This window comes from Paenibacillus sp. J22P218, from assembly GCF_056269195.1.
The window spans coordinates 180,782-205,336 of record NZ_JBWDNL010000007.1 but is presented as its reverse complement, the minus strand read 5'-3'; the positions used below and the strand labels follow the sequence as shown (position 1 = coordinate 205,336).

16 protein-coding genes are annotated in these 24,555 nt (G+C 49.3%); all 16 read left to right on the top strand.

Going from position 1 to position 24,555, the window contains the following annotated elements:
• The first annotated feature begins 30 nt into the window (after positions 1 to 30).
• The 16 genes from AC0YN0_RS26730 to AC0YN0_RS26655 all read left to right on the top strand — a co-directional run bounded on the left by AC0YN0_RS26730 (position 31) and on the right by AC0YN0_RS26655 (position 24,519).
• Positions 31 to 1,830, top strand: a complete 1,800-nt coding sequence (locus AC0YN0_RS26730; protein ID WP_475824008.1) for a sensor histidine kinase — start codon at positions 31 to 33, stop codon at positions 1,828 to 1,830.
• Complete coding sequence (locus AC0YN0_RS26725; RefSeq protein WP_475824007.1) at positions 1,805 to 2,866, top strand: response regulator transcription factor; 1,062 nt, start codon at positions 1,805 to 1,807, stop codon at positions 2,864 to 2,866. Before AC0YN0_RS26730 ends, AC0YN0_RS26725 begins: the two co-directional genes overlap by 26 nt.
• Positions 2,867 to 2,967: 101 nt before the next feature.
• Positions 2,968 to 4,257 (top strand): ABC transporter substrate-binding protein, encoded by a 1,290-nt coding sequence (locus AC0YN0_RS26720; protein ID WP_475824006.1) that lies wholly within the window; start codon positions 2,968 to 2,970, stop codon positions 4,255 to 4,257.
• A gap of 28 nt (positions 4,258 to 4,285) precedes the next feature.
• A complete protein-coding gene (locus AC0YN0_RS26715; protein ID WP_442052695.1) occupies positions 4,286 to 5,173 on the top strand; it encodes a carbohydrate ABC transporter permease in 888 nt (295 codons plus the stop codon).
• Entirely contained in the window at positions 5,170 to 6,009 is an 840-nt protein-coding gene (locus tag AC0YN0_RS26710; protein WP_475824005.1) for a carbohydrate ABC transporter permease, read from the top strand. Before AC0YN0_RS26715 ends, AC0YN0_RS26710 begins: the two co-directional genes overlap by 4 nt.
• A 26-nt stretch (positions 6,010 to 6,035) precedes the next feature.
• Complete coding sequence (locus AC0YN0_RS26705) at positions 6,036 to 7,673, top strand: cellulase family glycosylhydrolase (RefSeq protein WP_475824004.1); 1,638 nt, start codon at positions 6,036 to 6,038, stop codon at positions 7,671 to 7,673.
• A 261-nt stretch (positions 7,674 to 7,934) separates the two neighbouring features.
• Entirely contained in the window at positions 7,935 to 10,400 is a 2,466-nt protein-coding gene (locus AC0YN0_RS26700; RefSeq protein WP_475824003.1) for a glycoside hydrolase family 2 TIM barrel-domain containing protein, read from the top strand.
• Positions 10,401 to 10,420: 20 nt separating this feature from the next.
• Positions 10,421 to 12,457: a Tat pathway signal sequence domain protein gene (locus AC0YN0_RS26695; protein WP_475824002.1), complete on the top strand. Its 2,037-nt coding sequence runs from the start codon at positions 10,421 to 10,423 to the stop codon at positions 12,455 to 12,457.
• 110 nt (positions 12,458 to 12,567) lie between these two features.
• The gene (locus tag AC0YN0_RS26690; RefSeq protein ID WP_475824001.1) at positions 12,568 to 14,115 is read left to right on the top strand and encodes an ABC transporter substrate-binding protein; all 1,548 of its coding nucleotides are present in this window, start codon (positions 12,568 to 12,570) and stop codon (positions 14,113 to 14,115) included.
• A gap of 93 nt (positions 14,116 to 14,208) precedes the next feature.
• Positions 14,209 to 15,270, top strand: a complete 1,062-nt coding sequence (locus tag AC0YN0_RS26685; RefSeq protein WP_475824000.1) for a family 43 glycosylhydrolase — start codon at positions 14,209 to 14,211, stop codon at positions 15,268 to 15,270.
• Positions 15,271 to 15,322: 52 nt separating this feature from the next.
• A complete protein-coding gene (locus AC0YN0_RS26680) occupies positions 15,323 to 16,345 on the top strand; it encodes an endo-1,4-beta-xylanase (RefSeq protein ID WP_475823999.1) in 1,023 nt (340 codons plus the stop codon).
• Positions 16,346 to 16,396: 51 nt separating this feature from the next.
• A complete protein-coding gene (locus AC0YN0_RS26675) occupies positions 16,397 to 19,024 on the top strand; it encodes a glycosylhydrolase-like jelly roll fold domain-containing protein (protein ID WP_475823998.1) in 2,628 nt (875 codons plus the stop codon).
• Positions 19,025 to 19,196: 172 nt separating this feature from the next.
• Complete coding sequence (locus AC0YN0_RS26670) at positions 19,197 to 20,159, top strand: ABC transporter permease (protein WP_475823997.1); 963 nt, start codon at positions 19,197 to 19,199, stop codon at positions 20,157 to 20,159.
• Between the two features lie 13 nt (positions 20,160 to 20,172).
• On the top strand, positions 20,173 to 21,057 hold the full coding sequence (locus AC0YN0_RS26665) for a carbohydrate ABC transporter permease (protein ID WP_475823996.1): 885 nt from the start codon (positions 20,173 to 20,175) through the stop codon (positions 21,055 to 21,057).
• A 115-nt stretch (positions 21,058 to 21,172) separates the two neighbouring features.
• Positions 21,173 to 22,930, top strand: a complete 1,758-nt coding sequence (locus tag AC0YN0_RS26660; RefSeq protein ID WP_475823995.1) for a sensor histidine kinase — start codon at positions 21,173 to 21,175, stop codon at positions 22,928 to 22,930.
• Positions 22,927 to 24,519 carry a response regulator gene (locus AC0YN0_RS26655; protein WP_475823994.1) on the top strand — a complete coding sequence of 531 codons (1,593 nt, stop codon included), beginning with the start codon at positions 22,927 to 22,929 and terminating at the stop codon, positions 24,517 to 24,519. The genes AC0YN0_RS26660 and AC0YN0_RS26655 overlap by 4 nt, the downstream gene beginning before the upstream one ends.
• Positions 24,520 to 24,555 lie beyond the last annotated feature (36 nt).

Below are 24,555 nucleotides of genomic sequence, written 5' to 3'. Positions count from 1 at the left end.
GGAGAAATGCACGAAGAAAGAGGGGATGGCATGAAACGAAAAAGCATCCGGATGCGCTTAATGCTGTTAATGATTCTTCTCGCTACGCTTCCGGTATTAATCGTGACGCTTATTGCAACCGTTAACACGCGAAACTCGGTCGAGGAAGAGATCATTGACGCCAATCTTTCGCGGATCGAATGGTCCGAGCAATATTTGAACGAACTCATTGAGCAGATCGATATTCTGTTTTATTCGCTGCAGATCAATCAAGAGCTGGTGTCCGGTTTGGACGACACGGACAACCCCGATGTCAGCGTGCAGTATCGGTCGCTGAATCATATTCGCGAGGCGCTATCGTCGCAGTTCTACACCAATTCCCGCAAAATCGATGAACTAACGCTTTACATGCATGAAAGCCAAAAAGCGATTACCGTCGATTTTGCCAATAACGGTACCGTCTATCCGTTGACCATCGACGATACGGCTTGGAAGCGGCTGCTGCGCGAGCCGATCAACATCTACTTCAAGCAAACGAATGAAGGCATCTATGCTTATCATAGCATTAACCGGTTCGAGGACCGAATGCTTCTAGGCGGCATCGGCGTTCGGATTAACCGCGACGTATGGCAGCAGGTCAGCCATATCCTGCAGTCGGAGGCGGAGAGCACCGTATTTCTGCTCAATGACGAAGGAGAGACGCTCTCCGGCTCAACGGTATCGGAGCAGACGGACGACATTCGCGCGCTTCTGACTGACCAGATGCTGAGCGGCAACGATGAGCCGTATATCGTAGAGGGCGGGTACTTCTTCTTTATCAAAAAAATTGCCGGCGGTCAGCTCACGATCGTCAAAGCGATTCCGTTCTCGACGGTATCGGAAAGCGCAAGGCCTACGATTGTCGCAGGCGCTCTGATCGGAGGATTCTTCGTTCTATTGTCTCTGCTACTGTCCGTATTGTTCTCGCTCCGAATCACGCGTCCGATCATCGGACTGGCCAAGTCGATGCGCCATGCGCATGTCAGCAACTTCGAGCAGCATTCCATTCAGAGCCAGGATGAAATCGGGCTGTTGGAGCGGGGTTATAACGCGATGATGGGAAGAATCAAAGAGCTGATCGAGGTGGAGTATCAGCAGGAGATCGAGGTGAAGAAGGCGCAGCTGTTAGCATTGCAAGCTCAGATCAATCCTCACTTTTTGCATAATACACTTCAATTGATCGGGGGCATGGCGTTATCCGTTAATGCGGTTAAGATTCACGAAATTACGCTCGTCGTCGGCGATTTGCTGCGGTATTCCATTAGCACCGACGGGGAGCTTGTGAAGCTGGACGAAGAGCTTCGACATATGCGCAACTATATTTTCATCCAGGAAAATAGGTTCTACGGCCGCTGCCAAGTGGGGATGGACGTGGACGAGCAGGTGCTTGCCAGCCAGCTGCCGCGGTTCACGCTGCAGCCTATCGTAGAGAATGCTTTCGAGTACGGCTTGCAGCCGAAGCGAGGAAGCTGGCATCTCTTTATTCGCATGAAGCGGATTCGGAATCGATGCGTCTTCATCGTCGTGGATCAAGGGATCGGCATTGTGCCGGAGCGGCTGGAGGAAATCAGAGATCGGCTCAAAGGCCGCATTACTTTGAATGCAGGACAACAGCAGTCTGCAGGTACAGGGAGAAGAAAAGGCGTCGGCCTCCATAATGTGAATGCGAGAATGGTGCTTCAATTCGGCGATAAACATCGTATGCGCGTGTTCAGCAAAGCAGGCGAGGGAACGATGATCGTCATCAGTTGGCCCTATGTCAATACGGGAGAGGAGCTTGGTGGGAATGCTGAAAGTGTTGATCGTGGATGATGAGCCTTGGTCCAGAGCGGTCATTAAGTCGCTTGGTGCTTGGGATCGTTACGATATGGAAGTGATAGCGGAGGCGGAGGACGGCATCGAAGCGCTGGAGATGATGCAATCGTTCAACCCGGAAGTCGTCATTACCGATATGCGAATGCCGGGGCTCGAGGGGGTTGAACTGCTAGATGCAATGAGAAGCGGCTTCCCGGAAGCGTCGATTATCGTCATGAGCGGATACGACGATTTTGTTTATCTGAAACAAGCAATCCGCTCTAAGGTTGTTGAATATATGCTGAAGCCGATCCGCGCCGAGGAGTTGAATGCCGCATTATCGCTTTGCGTAGAGGAATGGCAGCGCAGGCGCGCGGCAGCCTCGCCGGTTCTATTCATGGACGAGAAGCTGCTCACGCATTATATGGCGTACCGGCAGCGGATTTACGACCACTTGGTCAGCTTGAACAAGAAGGCGCTGCTAGAGGAATTGGACAAAATGGGACGCGAGCTCGAGAGCGCAGTTCCGGAGCAGCAGTTCGGGGTTATGGCAGAACGGGTATCTCGCGATTTATTGCTGATGGCCGAAGAGACGACGAACACCACGAACGAAATCGCCGGTCTGGAGCTTCCTGCTGCAACCGCCTGGTCAACAAGAGAGGACCTTGTTAACGGTCTCGGCGACGTATATGGTCAGGTCATTGGGGCGATCATGGAATATCAGAAAAACCGGGTTAAGCTCGATATCGGCGAGGTAGAAGCTTACTTGGCTAACCACTTCCTAGAGACGTTGTCGCTGGAGAAGCTGGCCGCGCATTTTCTCGTAACGAAGGAACATTTAAGCAGAGCGTTCAAGGCGGCTGCCGGCGAAACGATAACGGAAAGAATGATACGCCTGCGCATGGAGAAGGCCAAAGGGCTAATCAAAGATCAGCAGGCAACGATCAAGGACGCGGCGGAGCTGTGCGGCTACAAGGACCTCGCCTATTTCTACCGGGTGTTCAAAAATCATTTCGGAATAACGCCTGGCGAGCTGCGGGGCGAAGAAAAGTAGCACATCAATATTGTACAATTCGCCATGTTAATACGCTGGAAAGACTTGAATTCCTATTTCCTCTACACTGAGAGTGCACTCAAACGAAAGGGGTAATAGAAATGAAGAAAGCGCTTTATATCGTACTTTCACTTATGCTTGTCGCAACGCTTGCATCGGCCTGCGGCTCTAACTCGGCGAACTCCGGAGGCAATTCCGGCGAAGGAACGAGCGATTCGCCCAAGAAGGTCGAACTGAAAGTATTCATGAACTTCCCTCGCTTTAAGGAACAGTTCGACAGCTACTTCGACCAATTCAAGGCGAAGGAGCTTGCGGAGAAAAACATCGATGTCACAATCAAGCTCGAGATGCCGAATCCGGATCAAGCGAAGCAAATTTTGGAGACGCGCATGGCATCCAACGATGCACCGGACGTATTCACGCTCCATGCGATCGCCGATGTGCCAAGGTATTACAAAGCGGGCTACTTAAGCGACATGTCGGATCAGCCTTTTGTATCTAAGCTGTACGACAGCGTTAAGCAGACCGTTACGCACGACGGGAAAGTAGTCGCTTTGCCGATGGAGAGCTTATCGTGGGGATATCTCTACAATAAGACGATATTCAGCGACTTAGGCATTACGCCTCCGCAGACGCTCGACGAGATGAAAGCCGCTATCGAGAAGCTTAACGCGGCTAACATTAAACCGTTCGAATTATCGTTCCAAGAGTCGTGGATTCCGCAGCTGATGATGGCTTTGTCCCTTGGAGGCATCGTATCGTCAGAGCATCCTGATTGGGTCGAGAAAATGAACAAAGGCGAAGCTTCGTATGGTGATGTGCAGGATGTGTTCAACATTATCGACCTCATCATGGCGAACGGAACGGATAAGCCGTTCGAAGTAGGAAGCGCCGCTGGCTCAACCGACTTTGCGGGCGGCAAGGCAGCGATGTGGGTGCAAGGTCCATGGCAAGCCGAATCGATTCTGAAAGCGAATCCGGACATGGCATTCGGCGTAGCCCCATTGCCTGTAAGCAATGATCCGAAAGGCACGATGATCAACTTGGCGACTTCGACTTCGCTTGCCGTCTCCCCGACCAGCAAGAATAAGGAAGTCGCGCTGGATCTCGTCAATTATATTCTCGATGACAACGATTCCTCCGCTCTGTTCGAGGAACTGAAGTTCAACCCGGTTGCCGAGCAGCATAAATACGACACGTACCCGTGGGTGACGGAAGCGAGCTCGTATGTATCGCAAGGCAAAGCTTATCTAGACCTGTCGCTGCCGAACGGCGTAACCGACGAAACGGCGAAGCTGCTTCAAAGCTATTACGCGAAGTCGGTGAGCAAAGAGGATATGATCAAGTCGCTCGATAAGACTTGGGCGAATGCGCTGAAAGCAGGCCAGTAACGGATGAACGGTTGGGAGAGTGAGAAAATTGCATAGGACCAAACATCGTAAGAAGACACTCATCCTGCTGGCCTTCGTACTTCCTGCTTTATTGTTTTACGCCGTATTCATGCTCGTTCCCGCGATCGGCGGGGCATGGTACAGCTTTACGGATTGGAACGGACTGAATCCCACCTATAACTGGGTGGGGTTCTCCAATTATGTCGAGGCGCTGACGCAGGATTCCTTTTTTGTTGATTCGGTTTGGTTTACTTTGAAATATGTCATAGCGATGGTTGTACTGCAAAATGTGTTGGCTGTCTTCCTTGCGGTATTGATTGAATCGCGCGGGCGCAGCAAAGGCTGGTTCCGGACGATTTTCTTCATGCCGAACATGATTAGCATGATAATCGGCGGGTTCATGTGGTTGTTTATTTTCACCAAAGCTTTGCCTTATATCGCGGAGCATGCGGGAATGCTGTTCCTCGATCGTTCGTGGATCGGTGATCCGACCTATTCCTTCTATGCGATCGTTATCGTCTCGTTATGGGGAGGCGTCGGTTACCTCATGGTCATCTATATTGCATCCTTGCAGGGCGTCGCCCAATCGCTGAAGGAGGCCGCTGCCATTGACGGGGCGAACGGCTGGCAAATCTTCCGCAATATTACGCTGCCGATGATTTATCCGGCGGTGACGATCGGTATATTTGTCACGTTAAACAATTCGTTCAAGGCGTTCGACGCGGTATTCGCGCTCACCGGGGGCGGACCTGGACGATCGACGCAGGTCATTGCGCTTAATATTTTCGAGGAAGCGTTCAAAATGAGCGGCCGGTACGGCTACGCAAGCGCGAAAGCAATGATTCTGTTCCTTGTAGTCCTCATCATTACGCTGGTACAGCTAAGAATCATGAAGCGGAAAGAGGTGGAGGCATGAGGAACGGTTCGAGACGTTTGGCGTTCTCCATAATCATGTGGGTTGTGCTTGTGCTAGGGGCATGCGTGACGTTGTTTCCGATCTATATGGGCATTCTGAATTCCTTGAAGACGGAAGGGGACATGATGAACAATATCCTGTCCATCCCATCGCAATTCGAGTTCGGCAATTATAAGGATGCGTTCGAGAAAACGAATTATTTGCGCAGCTTGGGCAATACGGCGCTCGTATCGGTTGCCGGTCTGGTCGGCATTATCGTATTCTCATCGATGGCCGGGTATAAGCTGTCGCGAACGCCGGGCAAACTGAGTACGTTTTTGTTCAATTTGTTCGTTCTGTCGATGCTTATTCCGTTCCATTCGATCATGATCTCCTTGAACCGCGTATCGATGGCGCTCCAGGTGCAAGGCACATTGGTCGGCTTAAGTATGATCTATGTCGGGCTCGGCGTATCGATGGCGATCTTCTTGTATCATGGTTTTGTGAAATCAATCCCTCGGGATATCGACGAAGCGGCGGTTATTGACGGCTGTGGGGAACTGCGATTGTATGTTACCGTCATCTTGCCATTATTAATGCCAATTACGATGACGGCGGCCATTCTGAATCTGCTATGGATGTGGAACGACTTCCTGCTTCCGCTTCTTATGCTGTCCGATTCGGATCAATATACGCTGCTGTTATCGATCAATATGTTATTCGGACAGTACGGGAACAACGACTGGGCGGCTATCTTGCCGGCGCTCGTACTCACGATGCTGCCAGTCATCGTCGTCTATCTATTGCTGCAAAAATATATTCTTAACGGCGTAGGTGATGGGGCGGTTAAAGGTTAAAAGCGATGTGGAGAGGTGAGTTAGCGGTGAATTTTGATCAAAGGGAAGTTAACGGATTTCTGTACGCGGACGGAAAGAAACTAAGAAACGGCGCGGGCTCGGAAGTGCTGCTTCGCGGCGTCGGGCTCGGAAGCTGGCTGCTTCCCGAGGGCTATATGTGGAAGTTTCCGGAGAAGGGTGATCGCCCTCGGCGTATTGAAGCGATGATCGCGGAGCTGATTGGCGAAGAAGATGCAGTGCGTTTCTGGCAAACGTACTATGAGAACTACGTTGCGGAAGCGGATATTCGGCGCATGGCCGAGGAGGGCTTCAATTCGCTTCGAATCCCGATCAATGCGCGGTTTCTTGTGAGGGAAGGCGTATCGGAGCCGGTGTGGCATGACGAGCATCTGGGTATGCTCGATCGAATCATTGACTGGTGCAGAACGTATCGGATCTATGCGATTCTTGATCTGCACGGTGCGCCGGGCGGGCAGACGGGAACGAACATCGACGACTCGGAGAACGATCTACCGGAGCTGTTCACCGATGAACGGAACAAGCAAATAACGGTAGCGTTATGGCGTATGCTGGCAGAGCGCTATAAGGATGAGTGGATCGTTGCTGGTTACGATTTGCTCAACGAGCCGCTTCCGAACTGGTTCGCGCAATACAACGACCAAGTGATGCCGTTATATGTAGATATCATTAATGCCATTAGAGAAGTCGACAGCAAGCACCTCATTATATTGGAGGGCGTGCATTGGGCGACGGACTGGTCGATCTTCACGACGCTGCCGGACCATAACGTGCTGCTGCAATTCCATAAGTATTGGAACAATCCCGATTCGGAGAGCATCCAGACCTACTTGGACAAACGGGACGAGCTGAACGCGCCGTTGTTCATGGGCGAAGGCGGAGAGAACAATAAGGACTGGTACACGGGAGCGTTCCGGTTGTTCGAGGATCACGACATTTCGTGGAACTTCTGGACGTGGAAGAAGCTGGACACGACGAATTCGCCTTGCTCGGTGAACCTGCCGGAAGGCTGGAACAAGCTGGTGGCCTATCTCGAAGGCGGAAGCAAGCCGGAGGCTGCGGAGGCGCAGGCCATCCTGAATGAGTATTTGAATAACCTCTTAATCGAGAATTGCACGTACCATGCCGATGTCGTTCATTCGCTGTTCCGCCGGGCGCCGGTGCGTATTCCTGCGATTTTCTACGGGTATAAGGGCGAAGGTGTGAGTTATGGACGTGCTTCCAGCGGGCGATCTGAGGGCACTGAAGGCATTGCCGGCTTCCGCTCGAATGACGGTATGACGTTCCGTTTCGTCGACAGCGAGCGAGTCGAGGCTAATTTCCAGCATGGGCAAGGCCAGGAGTGGCAGCCGGACGAATGGCTGTGCGTCGAGCTGGCAGCTGGCGATTGGGTGACTTATGAGTTCACGACAGCTGAGCAAGCTGCTGGTTTGAATGCTGAGCTAAGGGTGCAATTAACGGATGAATCTGCTGAGTTATACGTAGCTCTCGATCAAGTGGAAATCGGCTGTATTAGCGGTCAAGCTTCGGAGTGGAGGACAGCGACGGTTAGCAGCGAGGCAGCGGTAGAGCCCGGCCTTCATAGTCTGACGATACGCGCGGATAAAGGGCCTGTTCGTATTCAGTGGTTGAGGCTTAATAAATAAGCATTAGGCAAAAAGGTTGTCCAAAAGTCATCGAAGATGACGGAGGGCGGCCTTTTTTTCTTCGAAATAACTGGAGAAATTCCAGTTATTTCATATAAGGCGGCTTTGATGGATGTGGTTGGGTTAATCATCGTTTTTTGACGATCGCCCCCAAAATGTCGAAATATCGCTAGTTAACTTGTCGCGATAGTGTTAGTAGCTCCTCACGCATTGCAATAAGATTAGGTTGGAGAGCAAATGCGAAATGAGAGGGGCAATTCGATGTTGAAGCAATCTTTTAATGATAACTGGAGTTTCTCAAAAGGCGGGGGAGGCATCTCGCTGTCGAGGTCGGAGCAGGAAGTGCAAGTCACTTTGCCTCATGATGCCATGATTCTGGAACCAAGGGATCCAAACTGCAAGAACCAAAACAACACAGGCTTCTTCCCAGGCGGGAACTATACCTATAAGAAAAAGTATTATGCGCCAAAGGAACTCGAGAACAAAAACATCGTCCTCGAGTTTGAAGGTGTTTACATGAATGCGATGGTCTATATTAATGGCGATTTTGCAGGAAAGTGTCCATACGGCTACAGCAACTTCTATGTGAACGCGAACCGTTTCTTGAAATGGAATGCGGACAATGAAATTAAAGTCATCGTAAAAAATGGTGCTGAATCCAATTCCAGATGGTACACGGGAAGCGGGATCTACCGCAACGTGAACCTTCTTATAGGCGAGCCGCTTCACATTAAGGAAGACGGCGTCAAGATAACAACACCGGACATCACGGAGGACCAGGCTGTTGTAGAGTTGAGCACTGTCGTGCAGTACGTTGGGATTCCGACTCAAAAAGCTTATGTTTTGACGGAGGTAAAGGATTGCACCGGCAACATCGTTGCATCAGACAAATCGCCTGTCACTGTGTTTTATAGAGACTCGGTGACCATCAGACAAAGAATTTACGTTCAAGAGCCTAAATTATGGTCGGTTGAAGAGCCGAACCTTTATTTCTGTTATACCAAGCTCCTTGTTGACGGTAACATCGTAGACGAAGAGATAAACCATTTCGGCATTCGAAGTCTGCAGTTGGACACGCGCCATGGTCTGCGCATCAATGGCGAAGTCGTTAAGCTGCGGGGGGCTTGCGTGCATCATGATAATGGGGTTATCGGTGCAAGCACATTGGAGCGCGCAGAGGAAAGACGCGTAGAAATATTGAAAGAAGCGGGATTCAATGCCATTCGAAGCGCTCACCAGCCGATTTCCAGAGCAATGCTGGATGCATGCGACCGTATCGGCATGCTGGTGATGGACGAATCCTTTGATGTATGGAATTCGTGCAAAACAGAATACGACTACGGATTGTTTTTCGAGGAATGGTGGGAAAGAGACTTGCAAGCGATGGTGGAGAAGGATTTCAATCATCCAAGCGTCATTATGTACAGCATTGGCAATGAAATTCCGGTAGTCGCAACCGGCAACGGCGCGAGCTTGAACCGACAAATGACGGAGAAGCTCCGTTCTTTGGATAACACCAGGTTTATTACGACTTCGGTTAACGGTTGGTTATGTATTATGGATCGACTTGGCGAGGTCATGGCCAGCTTCGCGGGCGAAGGCAACAATGGAGCAGCAGCCCCTGCCCAGCAGCCGGATTCCAATGAGATCAATACCGTTATGTCGACGCTCCTAAGCAAGATGAATCAGATTGTGCGTCATGAAATCGTAGGAGCCGTAACGGAAGAAGCGTTCGCGGCAGTCGATTTTGCAGGCTATAACTACATGAATGGCCGTTATGAAATGGATAAGGAACTGTACCCGAACCGGATCATTTGCGGTACGGAAACAATGCCTAATGATATTGATATTAACTGGAGATTGACGAAGGCGAATAGCCATATCATCGGTGATTTCACATGGACAGGCTGGGATTATCTCGGCGAGGCGGGCATTGGCAAGATCGATTACACGCTAGATGACAGCAAGGCGATCTACGGTCCGTATCCATGGTATGTCGCATATTGCGGAGATATTGATATTACCGGTAATCGCAGACCAGCATCCTATTACCGTGAGATTGTATGGGGGCTAAGGAAAGAACCGTATATTGCCGTCCAACGACCGCAGCATTACAATCAGAAGTTTATGAAGTCGGCTTGGTCTTGGAGTGACTCCATCTCCAGCTGGACATGGCCGGGTTCTGAAACGAACGCCATTAAGATTGAAGTATACTCGGATGCCGAAGAGGTAGAGCTGCTGTTAAACGGCAAGGCTATCGACAGAGCATCAGTCGGCGAAGCAAACCGATATAAAGCTGTCTTCGAAACGGTATACGAACCAGGTGAGCTAACAGCTGTTGCTTACACGAATGGTGAAGAAACAGGACGAATGTTGCTGAAGACGGCTGCTCAGGGACTACAGTTGAAGCTTGAGAATGATCGAGATGAGTTGCAAGCGTCAGGAGCGGACTTGGCTTATATTACGATCTCCTTTACGGATGAGCACGGAATCCTTCAAACGGCGGCAGATAGGAAAGTTGCGATTACAGTAGAGGGGGCTGGAACGCTGCAAGGTTTCGGAAGCGCCGATCCGAAGAGCCAAGAAAACTTCTATGACACGGAAAGAACGACATTTGACGGCAAGGTGCTTGCGGTTGTTCGCTCCAAATCGGAAGAGGGAACGATTACGGTGATGGCGTCAGCGGAAGGCTGCGCTCCGCAAACGATTGTGATTCCGGTTTTGTAATTATATGAGGAGGTAGGCGAGTGATGGAACATCCAGCTTCGCAAACAGCAGACCCGTTTTACGACGGGACGCAAGATCCTCAGTTCCAGCAGCCCTATGTGGACGTCGATGAGTGGCGGGACCAGCCGGTTCGCCATCGGTATATCCACGGCGGATTCGAAGGTACAGGTACCAAATTTTCTTTCTATTACCCTCCGGTAGAGGGCTATGAGAAACGGTTCTTTCATTTCATATCGCCGGTCCAAGGCAGTGAAAATGCAAACGAAAACAACGACGGTGCAATTGGTTTTGCCATTTCCAGCGGCGCCTATTTTGTAGAATCCAATATGGGCGGAATGTCGCCGGACTTTACGCTTGTGTATCGCGCGAGCGCTGCCGTGGCGCAGTATTCGAGGGTCAAGGCAGCCGAGCTGTACGGTCCGCACCGTCCGTACGGCTATGCTTTCGGTGGGAGCGGCGGCGGATACAAGACGATTAGCTGTATCGAAAGCACAACAGGCGTGTGGGACGGCGCGGTGCCATTCGTAATTGGAACGCCAATGGCTATGCCTAGCGTCTTCTCGGTACGAGTCCATGCGATGCGCATCTTGAAGAATAAGTTTCCTGCTATTATTGACGCTTTAGAGCCGGGCGGCAGCGGGGAAATGTATGCTGGACTGAATGAAGAAGAAAGACAAGCGCTTGAAGAAGTGACCCGAATGGGGTTCCCGCCGAGGAGCTGGTTTGCTTATAACGAGATTGGCGATGGCGCGCTGTCGGTTCTTTCTCCTGCCGTGTTCCAAAGCGATCCTTCCTATTTCGAGCATTTCTGGACCGTTCCCGGTTATCTTGGCGCCGACCCTGACAGCTCGGCTGCTAGAGCTCGCGTTCAATATAAGACTGTCGTAACAGAGGTTATTCGGCCAGACGAAGAGCAAGGTGACATAAGGACGGATAGATCGATGAAGATGGGCGTTGACGAGGCTTGGAAATCTCTTCAAGATGGAACAATATCCGCCCCGTCATTCCGACTGAAGGGCGCGCCTTGCGGGGAGCTATATATGGAGGGGGCCTATATCGTCTTTACTAGCGGTGAGGCCGCAGGACAGAAGCTGCCGCTCGGCGAGATCAACGGTGATGTCGTCACGATCGGATCGGCTTTCGGATTCCACGAGTCGGCGCAGTATTTGGATCGTATCAAGCCGGGTGACGAGATCATGCTCGACAACTCGGATTACCTCGCCCTTCAGACGTATCACCGTCATCAGGTACCGACTTCCGATTATTATGTCTGGGACCAATTTCAGGATGAAGACGGTCAGCCGCTGTATCCGCAGCGTTCATTTCTGCTGGGGCCGGCTATCGCCTTCGGCGGAGCGGGATCCGTCCAAAGCGGCCGATTTGACGGAAAGATGATCGTCGTGGAGGCGTTGATGGACGAGAGCGCATTCCCGTGGCAGGCTGACTGGTATCGAACCAAAGTGAAAGAAGCGTTGGGCGAGAAGTTGGATGAGCATTTCCGGCTTTACTACATCGATCGCGCCTTGCACGCCGAAACGAGCTCCAATCATGCACTGGACGAGCTGCATATCGTAGGTTATCTCGGCGCATTGAATCAGGCGCTTCGCGATTTGAGCGCCTGGGTGGAGCAAGGTATTGCCCCTCCGGCCAGCACCAGCTATGAGGTCGAAGATGGCCAAGTCATCGTTCCAATTGCAGCAGCCGAGCGCCATGGCATTCAGCCAGTCATTACCCTTCATGCTAATGGCGGAGAAGGAGCCGATGTATCGGTAGGAGAGATCGTTTCTTTCACGGCAACAATTGAATTACCACTGAATACGGGTAAGATCGTATCAGCAGAATGGGATTTCGAGGGGGATGCCACTTATCCGACCGAAGCAAGCTTTAACCGCATTAATGATGATGGCTCAAAGGTTGTTATCGAGACGTCGTATGTATTCACCAAACCCGGCACATACTTCCCGGTATTGCGAGCCTCGTCCAACAGAGAAGGCAATCGCGGCGATAAGTACACGCAAGTGCTGAATCTTTGCCGCGTGCGGGTCGTGGTTACTTAACCGATAATGTCGAGATATCGCTATTCACGATGTCGTGATTTTGTTAGTGGGCAACAAACACGGTAGCTATAATGAAGTTGTAAGCACATACAATCCTATGGGGGGATCACATGAAAAAGAAGTTGAAGGTTATCTCGTTGTTGCTAGCCGTTTCACTCGTTACAACAATGGTTGCCGCATGCTCAAGCAACAACAAAAACAATAACAGCAATTCATCTAATGAACCGAACGCTGGACAAGCAACCGATAATGCCGAAGAGACTGCTTTAAAGCCTTACGAAATTACGTTGGCCTTGCCGATATTCGGGGCGGAACCTAAGGATATGGCCGAGGTAGAAGCAGCGATCAGCAAGATAACGCAAGAGAAAATAAATGCGACTGTCGATATCCTTCCGATTAGCATCGGTGCATATTCCCAGCAAATGAACTTGATGTTTTCCGGTGGCGAGAAGTTGGACCTTGCCTTTACATTCGGCTCTGGCGGGATGTACAACGCGGCTGCAGGATCAGGGAAATTGTATCAAATTGATGATCTTCTAAAGGAACATGGACAAGGCATTATTCAAGCCGTTGGCGAAGATTACGTCAATGTACCCAAAATTAACGGGAAATTATATGGTGTGCCGTATGTCGACGCTTACGCCAAAGGTACAGATTACTATCTTCGCAAAGACCTTGTAGATAAGTATCAGATAGATGTTGCATCGATCAAAACATTGGACGATGTTGAGAATGTATTGAAGACAATTAAGGAAAAAGAACCAAACATCATTCCGCTTGGAGTAGCACCGGGACTCGGTCCTGTAACTTCTTATGCTAGTTACGATGGGTTAGGTGATAGACTCGGCGTACTACCGGGTTATGACAATGGGCTAAAAATCGTTAACTTGTTTGAGACTGAGGAGTATGCCGACCAACTGGAGCGGGTACACAAATGGTTTAAAGCAGGTTATATCAATAAAGATGCAGCAACGACAACCGTCCTTCCGAACGCTCAAATCAAGGCTGGCCGTACTTTCAGCGCCATTTATCCTAGCTCTCCTGGGCAAAAAGAGGGGATTGAGCTCGAAGTGGGCTATGAGCTTGTAAGGGCTGAACTGCTTCCTCCTCATGCAACGACTGCCAATGTAATGACTGGATTGTGGACGATCGCACAACACTCCGAAGATCCGGCGCGTGCAATGATGTTCCTGAATTTGATGTATTCGGATAAGGACATCGCTAATCTTCTTGTGTGGGGCATCGAAGGTAAACACCATGTTAAGGTGTCGGATGAAGTAGCCGATTATCCGGAAGGTTTGGATATCAATACGGTCGGGTATAACATGAAAAGTTTCGTTTGGGTAATGGGCAATCAAAGACTCTCTTATCTATCGAAGACAGATAACCCGAAATTGAGGGAGTTCGAAAATGAGTTTATGGCACAGAGCATCCCTTCCAAAGCCATCGGTTTCTTATTCGACGAGGCTTCGGTCAAGAATGAAGGTGTTGCCTTGAAAAATGTCATTGAACAATACGCACAAAGCTTGGAGACCGGCACGGTGGATCCAGAGAAGAGGCTGAAGGAATTCAACGACAAACTCAAAGCCGCAGGCATCGAGAAGTATATCGCGGAGAAGCAGAAACAGCTTGATGCTTGGGCTGCAGCCAATCAATAGAGCAGTGCAGTGAATGCAGGTGGCAGGATCTAAATGGTCCTGCCATTTCTCTAGGCAGTGCGCCAGTATCTTAGATAAAGGAAGGATATCATTATGCAAACATCGATTATACCAGGACAGGTTTGGCTGGACACGGAAGGCAAAAGGATTCAGGCTCATGGAGGCTCCATTTTCTACGAGAACGACACATTCTATTGGTACGGAGAGAACAAAGAGAAAACAATACCCGGCAGCGGAATCTGGCACTGGGGTGTCCGTTGTTATTCTTCGAAGGATCTATACAACTGGAAGGATGAGGGCAACATCATCCCGCCTGTGGAGGACGACGATACATCCTCCCTACATCCAACAAGCCATATGGACCGTCCGCACATCATTTTCAACAAGGAAACGGGCAAATACGTATGCTGGCTGAAAATTATGGAACAGGATCATACGCAGACGTTAACGATTCTGACCTCGGATCAATTGTTAGGCCCTTATACGATCGTAAAGACGAAATACCGTCCATTAAATATGAGTGCCGGCGACTTTGATTTAGTCATTGCCGAGGACGGAAAGGCCTATTATTATTTCGAACGGGTTCATTGCGAGCTCATATGCGCGGACTTAACGTCTGACTACACGGATGTAACGGGCTATTACTCTACTCATTTCCCGAATATCCATCCGCCTCTCGTTCGTGAAGCACCAGCCCATTTCCAGCGAAAAGGGCTGCAATATTTGGTGACATCGGGAACGACAGGATATTACCCGAATCCTTCGGAAGTGGCATGCGCGAGAACCTATCACGGTCCTTTTGAAATTTTGGGCAACCCACATGTGAACGATACGACAAATACGTCCTATCGCTCGCAGATTTCATCGGTATTCAAACATCCGACGAAGAAAGATCTATACATCGCATTGGGGGATCGCTGGATTATCGATGAAGCGGGTTTTATTCCTTACGAAGACATTAAGAATGGCTTCGACCTCATGTACAATCCTAACCGGGCAGGGGAACCATTCCCTGTGACGCAGACGAAAAGACAGCCCTACAATGCGGAAGAGAATACGTATAAGGCCGATTATGTATGGTTGCCATTCCGCTTTGACGGGAACATGGCTTATCTAGACTGGAAAGATGAATGGCGGACTGAAGATTACGAATAAGAAGCGCAGGTCAGGCAGGCCAGTGTTGAAAGTTATACTGGGAGGTTTTTTTGTGGATGTAAGGGAAATGATTTCACTTAGCGAAGCACATAAAAAGTTTTTTCAGGTTGGAGCTTGTCTTAGTAGCGAGAGCATAAAAAGACATGATGCCATCATAAAAAAGCACTTTAACTGTGCAGTTGCAGAAAACGCAATGAAATGGGAACCTATTGAGCCGCAAAAAGGGATTTTTACATTTGGAGAAGCCGATGAAATTGTGAAATTTACTAAGGATAATCAAATGTCTCTTCGTGCACATGCGCCAATATGGCATATGATGGTGCCGGATGATGTATTTATGGATGGAGGCAAGCCTGCTTCCAGAGAACATCTTATTGAGCGTATTGACAGCCACACTAAGGCGTTCTGCGAACATTTCAAAGGACAGTTTTCCAGTTGGGATGTTGTAAACGAGGCAATCAACGATTTTCCTGGGGAAGACATGAGACAGTCCAAGTGGTTGGAATTAATCGGCCCGGATTATTTGGATATTGCTTATCATATAGCAAGAAAGTACGCACCGGATGTACAGCTTTTCTACAATGATTATAACGAATTCATTCCCTATAAGCGCGAGCGGATGCTAAAGCTGGTAAAAGGGATGTTAGACAGGGGCGTACCGCTTGATGGTATGGGATTACAGGGCCATGTCAATATCGTAGAATGCAATCTGGATGAATATGAACGAACCGTAGAAGCATTTGCTTCTTTAGGACTACGAATCCATATAACGGAGATGGATGTAAATCCCTATTCACTTCGTGACCGTATATTCCCGCCATCCTCTCCAATTACCGAGGAAATGCATCATAAACAGGCAGAATTATATCGAGGCATATTTGATATCTGCCGTCGTTACTCAGATACGGTAGACGCGGTATTAACCTGGGGTGTCGCGGATGATATGACATGGCTGGATGACTTATTCTGCCCTGGACGTGAACATCAGGCGTTGCTGTTTGATAACGATCACAAGATAAAGAAATGGACAGAGCAGATAATTGAGGATGCCATCCGATACAACGGCCGAATTTGAGGGTACAGAAAAAGCATTGTGGTTACAGCCACGAATAGGAGCGAGTTGAGTATGCAATCGAAACTGCATGATGTGCTGGCAGGCAAAGAAGATAATTATATTTTGCCTTTCTTTTGGCAGCATGGCGAAGAGGAAGAGGTTCTCCGTGAAGAAATGGCGCGGATCCATGAATCGGGTATTCGGGCGGTTTGCGTAGAATCGAGACCGCATCCGGATTTCCTTGGGCCGAAATGGTGGAAAGACATAGACGTCATCATGGATGAGGCAAGAACGCGGGGCATGAAGGTGTGGATTCTCGATGACGACCACTTCCCGACCGGTCATGCGGCAGGCCGAGTGAAGGAGGCGCCCTCGGAGCTTCGCCGTCTCTTTGTTTCGGAAAGCCATGTCGATGCTATTGGACCTCGGAATGACTCATCGTTCATCGTATCCGCATTACCTTATGCGCCTGGCTACAGTAACGGAGGCACATTGTTTGCAGTGGTAGCGGTTAAGAGAGATCCGGAAACCGGCGTGTTAACGGAGGAGTCAATTGATTTGACTCACTTGGTGGAGAACGGAATGTTATATTGGAACGTTCCGGATGGATACTGGAGAATCTTCTCGCTGATCGAAAGCGAACACGGCGGCGACCCGCAGAAGAAAGACTATGTCAATCTGCTGGTTGCCGAATCCGTCCGTATCCTGATCGATACGGTTCATGAGTCCTTTTACGCGCGTTACAAGGACGACTTCGGCGGTACTTTGGCTGGCTTTTTCTCTGATGAGCCGGGGTTCTACAACGATAAAGATACGTGGGATTTCAATTCCAAACCGGGCAAAAAGGGAGTTTCGCTGCCATGGAGCAGGGAGATGTTCAGCTTGATGGAGCAGGAGTTCGGCTCTGATTACAGAAAGTATATGCCCCTTCTGTGGCACGAGGGCGGCGAGAGCATGTCGCGGATGCGTTACAGCTACATGAATCTGGTAAGCAAGCTATATGCGAAAAATTTCACCGAGCAGATTGGCGATTGGTGCCGGGAGAGGGGAGTCGAGTATATCGGTCATGTGCTGGAAGACAGCAATGTTCACGCTCGGCTTGGCAGCGGCGCGGGGCACTTCTATCGGGCGCTTGGCGGACAAGATATGTCCGGGCTGGATGTTGTGCTCTGGCAGCTCAGACCCGGATTTGACGATATTCCGGCACGAGGTTTTGTAGGGGAAGGGGACTCGGAGTTTTTCAACTACGGTATGGCTAAGATGGCTGTATCGCTTGCTCACCTGGATCCGAAGAAGAAGGGAAGAACGATGGCCGAGGTGTTCGGCGCTTACGGCTGGGCGGAAGGGCTGAAACTCATGAAGTGGCTGACCGACCACATGCTCGTTCGCGGCGTGAATTACTTCGTTCCGCACGCCTTCTCGCCCAAAGAGTACCCGGATAGAGACTGCCCGCCGCATCTGTATGCAAGAGGGAAAAACCCGCAATTCCGGTATTATAAATATTTGAATGATTATACGAACCGATTGAGCCATCTGCTGTCGGGCGGTACGCATGTTGCGACGGCAGCCATTCTATACCATGCGGAAGCGGAATGGTCCGGGGACTATATGTATTTCCACAAGCCTGTGAAAGAGCTGATGAGGAAACAGATCGATTGCGATGTTCTGCCGTGCGATACGATCGTTCACGGAGTGACCGTGCGAGACGGTAAGCTCGTTATGCAGAATGAAACCTTTGATTGTTTAATTGTTCCTTATAGCGAAGCACTCCCAGGCGACGTGTTATCTCGCATGGTTAGTTTGGCGGAGCAAGGGCTGTCCATCTTCTTCATTAACGATCTTCCGCGCCGTTCGAGCGAGGGGGGGCCGAATCGGGATCAACTTGACCGTCTTGCAACAATCGAGAATGTAGAGGTCGTTCCGCTTGAGGGACTCGCAGAGAGACTGAAGAAAGCGGGCTATTACGATGTGCAGGTTAAGGACAGCGAACCGTTTTTGCGCTCCTATCACATGAGGCATTCGGATATGGACGTCTTCCTATTCTTTAACGAGCATCCGAACCGCGAGATCGCCACGCAAGTTCATCTTCCGGTATCGGGGAATGTACAATTATACGATGCTTATGCCAACAAGCTGTTGCGCTCGGAAAATACGATAGAAGGAGACGGAACGTTATTGAAACTCCATCTGGCGGCTTCCGAAACGATCGTTGTGATTACCGGAGCGTCGATTGACGAGGGGGAAGCAGCAGATCAGATGGTGACTGAGAAGCTAATCACGTCTATTCATGGCCCTTGGTCGGTCTCAACGTCAACCTCCGAGCAGTATCCGGTATTTACCCCATGGCGAGAGGTAGAGAAGGCAACTGATTTAAGCAAGCCTGGGCTGTTGCCCGCGTTCTCGGGAACTTTCCGTTACGAAGCTAATATGAAGTGGGCGTCAGCATCCGGGGACCGCGCCGTCATTGATCTAGGCGAAGCCTTCGAAACGGCCGAGGTTTTCCTTAATGGCGCATCAGCAGGTGTTCGCATTGCTGCTCCCTATCGATTTGACTTAAGCGAGCTGATTCGGGAGGGAAACAATACGCTTTCCATTGAAGTCACGAACACGCTGGTTAAGGAAACGCCGGACTTCTTCTCGCGTCTGGGTCAACTGGAACCGAGCGGTCTGTTAGGGCCTGTACGAGTGTTTGGCGCTTAAAATAGGCAAGAAACGAAAGCGCCACAATCGATGTGGCGCTTTCTTCTATTACGGCTTAATAGATGTCGATAATTCACTACTGAGAAAGTCGACATACTGTTAGTTGCGCATCGGATTGTCCCTTATGATGGGAGTATGAAACATAAGATAAGGACAAGGAAGGGATTCGCATATGGAACAAATCGCATCGGCTGCCGTCCCGCAGGACACCAAGAAGAAGAAAAAGAAGATCAATTACCGGAAATATTCACCGCTGCTCATTATGATGATTCCAGGTCTTCTTTACCTGTTAATCAATAACTATCTCCCCATGCTGGGGATCGTTATCGCCTTTAAGGACGTGAATTTCGCCAAAGGCATTCTACAAAGCGATTGGATCGGACTTGCTAATTTCGAGTACCTCTTCAAGACTTCAGACGCTTTTATCATTACGCGGAACACCATTTTATATAATGTCGTGTTCATTGCGCTAGGAACAGCGCTGTCGCTGGGCTGCGCGATCCTGTTGAATGAAATCAAGAACAAGGTATTGTTGAAGACCTACCAAAGCCTCATTACGTTGCCGCATTTGATTTCAATGGTTATTGTGAGCTATCTGGTATATGCCTTGTTGAGCGCGGATACGGGGTTCATGAACAAAACGGTTCTTCCTTGGTTCGGGATTGAAGATGGGATCTTGTGGTACAGCGAGTCGAAGTATTGGCCCGTCATTCTGACGCTGGTCAATATCTGGAAAGGTGTCGGTTACTCCAGCATCGTCTTCTTCGCCGCATTGCTGGGGATCGACGAGGAGTACTATGAGGCGGCAAGGCTCGATGGCGCGAGCCGCTGGCAGCAGATTCTCCGCATTACGCTGCCGATGCTGACTCCAATCATTATTATGCTAACGCTGCTTAACGTCGGCCGAATTTTCTACTCCGATTTCGGCTTATTCTATCAAGTGCCAATGAATTCCGGCGCGCTGTTCGACACGACGGCTACGATCGATACCTACGTATTTAGGGGATTAACGGGCAATGGCGATATCGGGATGTCTACGGCTGCCGGTGTTTATCAGTCCATCGTCGGATTCGTACTTGTCGTACTTGCCAATTATTCAGTAAGACTCTACAACAAAGACAACGCATTGTTCTAAGGAGGTGGCATACTTGAAAACAGAAAGCAGAGCTTTAACATGGTTTAGTCATATCGCAATGTTCTTATTCGCCGCAATCTGCATCATCCCGTTCATTCTGCTCATATCGGCATCCCTGACGGATCAGGATGCCATTATCGCGAACGGCTACTCTTTCATCCCTAAACAATTCAGCACCGATGCCTACACCTACCTGCTCGAGAGAGGGTCGGATATTGCGCGCGCTTACGGAGTAACCATATTTATAACCGTTGTAGGAACGGTACTCGGCCTGACGATCATTGCGCTTCTGGCATATCCGCTTGCTAGAAGCGAGACGCCGCATCGGAATCTGATTATGTTTATCGTCTTCTTCACGATGCTGTTCCATGGCGGTCTTGTACCGACCTATCTGGTGTATACGCAGCTCTTCGACATCAAGAACACGATCTGGGCACTGATCGTTCCAGGATTGCTTATGAACGGATTTTACGTCATGCTTATGCGGACCTTCTTCCAGACCACCATCCCGCCAGCGTTGATCGAATCCGCGCAGTTGGACGGAGCGGGGGAGTACCGGACCTTCTGGTCGATCGTTCTTCCGCTATCTACGCCTGTTATTGCAACGATTGGCTTGTTCACAACGATTATGTACTGGAATGATTGGCAGAACGGTATGGTGTATATAACGAAGCCTGAATATTTCAGTATCCAGAATTTGCTTAACCGCATTATGCAGGACGTTCAGTTCATCAGCACGAATATGAGCGCAAATGGAAGCGACGCCTTGCAGCAAATGCCTACTGACTCGGTAAAAATGGCCATTGCGGTGATCGGGGTTCTCCCGATCCTAGTTGCTTATCCGTTCTTCCAGAAGTATTTCATTAAGGGAATAATGATCGGTGCTGTGAAAGGCTGACCTAACCTACCATATGTCTTATACGCCATGACTGGAATCACTCCGGTTGTGGCGTTTGGTCTTCCATGCTTGTATGATGAGGTGAAAGAGCGAGCGCGACAAGGAGCGGTATGACATGAATCTCTTTAGAAGACGTCCATTTACGAATTCATTGCGAATGAAACTGGCAGTAAGCGTGTTAATCATGACGCTGCCGCTTGTCGGCATGCTTATCTATAACAACTTCTATGCGATTCATGTCGTGCGCGGGCAAGTTGCCGATTCCTACAAAGATACGTTAAGCCTCTATATGAATCAAATCGATGTTAGCTTGAACGATGTGGATTCTTATATGAATACAATTGCCCTAGGCATCGACTTGTTGTCGATTGGCCAATCGGTGACGGATGACGAATATTATACGGCGAAAATCTATATGTTCAAATCCCTTTCCAAAGACATTGCTTTGTATCGTTCCGTGAACTCGTTTTTTGTTTATGAGGAAGAAAGACAAGATTATATGGATGTACCAAGTACGTTCGATTTTTCGCATGAAGAGAAGGAGAGCGTTCAAAATTATATCATCGAACTGATTCAACATCAGGCCATTGTTAAAGGAAGCGTTTCGAAGAGATGGCAGTATCATCAGATCGGGCAAGAGCATTATTTGATCGATATCGTCCAAGCGGGAGATGCTTATCTTGGCGCATGGATTAGCACGGATACGTTACTGGCACCGCTCCGGTCTCTGAAGATGGGGAAGGAGGGGGAGATCCTGTTCGCTAATGATCAGGGTGAACCGATAACGAATACGACTATCGTGCAAGATTATGGCATTGAGCTGCGTCAGAACCTGGTCGACTACTATTTGTCCGGTTCTGACAAGCAGTTTCTCGTTGTAGGCGAGCACTCCAGTAGGGGCAACTTCAGTCTGATCACTCTTATCCCGGATAGAAACATATTGGCCAATCTTCCGTATCTGCAACGAATTATTTGGATTATTACAATCGTATCGATGTTTTTTATTCCGATAGGCCTTTATTTGATGAGACGGACATTCTTGACTCCTATCAACCGGATGTTGCTCGCCATGAAGAAAGTTCGAGCCGGTGATTGGAGTACGCAGGTCGAGATGCATAAGTCGTCCAATGAGTTTATTGTGCTCGGCGATTCATTCAACGCCATGATGACCGAGATCCAGACGCTGCGCGTCAACGTATTCGAGGAACAATTAAGTAAGCAAAGGGAAGAGTTGCAGCGATTGCAGTCGCAGGTGAATCCCCACTTCTTCCTTAATGCTTTGAATATTGTTTTTAATCTAGCCAAGGTGAAGAAGTTTGCATTAATTATGGAAATGACGGAGGCTTTGATTCATTATTTCCGATTCTTGTTCCGTAGTATGACTTCTTTCGTGAAGCTTGGGGACGAGCTTGAGCATACCCGGAATTATCTCAATATCCAGAGCATGCGTTTCCCTGGCCAGTTGGCATGGGACATTGATGCACCGGATTATTTAATGGATACGCCCGTACCGCCTCTTGTCATACAGTCGTTTGTCGAAAACTCCATCAAGCATGCTTTCACGATGGACGACGAGCCGATCGACATAGCCGTGCGAATCCGATTTTTTGATGAAGAGAACGGTTCGAGAATGAAAATAACAATCAAAGATTCAGGCTGCGGTTTCAGCGAACAGGTGCTTGGAGAATTACAGGCGGGCAGAAGCGTCCAGAATGATCAGGGCGAGCATACCGGGATTTGGAACACGCATCGCCGATTAAAGCTGTTGTATGACGAAACCGTATCCGTTCAATACTTTAACGATAAGGAAACCGGAGGCGCGGTAGTGGAAATGATCCTTCCGACTAATCCGAAGATGGAGGAAATGACATGACCTATCGAATGCTCCTTGTTGACGATGAAGTTCATGCCATTGAAGGCGTAAAGTCTGATCTTGATCTGAACAAGCTGGGAGTTTCGGGATTGTTTACGGCCTATAGTATGAGGAAAGCGATGGAAATCTTCGAGCGAGAAAACATCGATATTATGATATGCGATATTGAAATGCCTAAAGGCAGCGGCCTCGAGCTGTTAGCGTGGGTGCGGGAGCATCATCCGAATACGGAGACGATCTTTCTGACAAGCCATTCGAACTTTAAATATGCCAAGGAAGCGCTGCAGCTCGGGAGTCTCGATTATCTGTTGAAGCCTGTGCGTGCGGCCGATTTGGAACAAGCGATTCGCAAAGCGCAGAGCGTAATCGATCGGAATACCGAAATGAGCAGAAATAGCGTGTCCCATCAGCTATGGATGAAACATCATTCGCTAATCATCCAGCATTTTTGGCAGAATCTGATTAATCACTCCGCAACGTTGCACCCGGCTGCGGTACGCGAGCAGATCGAGCGTCATCATATTCCGATTTCGGAGCAATCGCTGTTTATCCCGATTTTAATTAGCGTTCAAAGATGGAATAAAGAGCTAAGACGAAGCGATGAGAAGATAATGGAGTACGCTCTTAAGAATACGGCTGAAGAAATCATCGCCAGTCATCATGCGAACGGCATTTGTTTTTATCTTGACCGCGGATTGCTTCTCGTCATCGTTTCTGCTGACGGCGAGAGTGAAGGAATCCATGAAGCTTGCCATCAGTATATTGATGCCAGCAACCGTTATTTCTATTGCGACTTATCTTGTTATTGCGGCCAGCCCGTCCAAGTCCACGAGATGGCGAATATGGTGGCCGACTTAAGGACGAAGGACCGGAACAATGTAGCTTCCGTTAATAAGGTTCACTTCTATCAGGATGTCCAAAAGGTCGATCAGCCTCTTTCATTGCCGGATTGGAGCATATTGTCTTCCATGCTGAAGACAGGCACACAGGAAGCTATCATTCATAAAGTGGAAGCGTTTCTCGGAGATCTCGTTCAGCATCAAGGGCTGGACGCTAACTATCTCCATCAATTTAATCAAAACTTTGTACAGGTGCTCTACTCCTACTTGAACGGCAAAGGCGTTCATGCCCATCAATTATTCGGAGATGAACAATCGAGAGAAATCTCTGAAGCAGCAGGACGCACCGTAAAGGATATGTTGGCATGGGTCCAGCATGCCGTCAACAAGGCGATGAATCAAGCAGAGGCAGCTAATGAAACGGAATCCGTCATTGAGACCGTCAAGCGGTATATCGCTCTTAATATTGACCAAGATCTGTCTCGGGAAACGGTCTCCGAACAGGTGTATCTGCATCCCGATCATCTGACCAGATTATTTAAGAAGGAAACGGGGCATACGATTACTGACTATGTGCTGCTCGAAAGGATCAAGCTGGCGAAGGAATTGTTAACCCAATCGAACATCCCTATCAGTTCGATTTCCTCTTCCGTCGGGTATTCGAATTTCTCCCATTTCACCAAGGTGTTCAAAAAATATATGGATATGGGACCGACGGAATATCGAAATCAATTTCGGGATCATATGTGAAACAAAGGCCAACCAGATCATCTGGTTGGCCTTTGT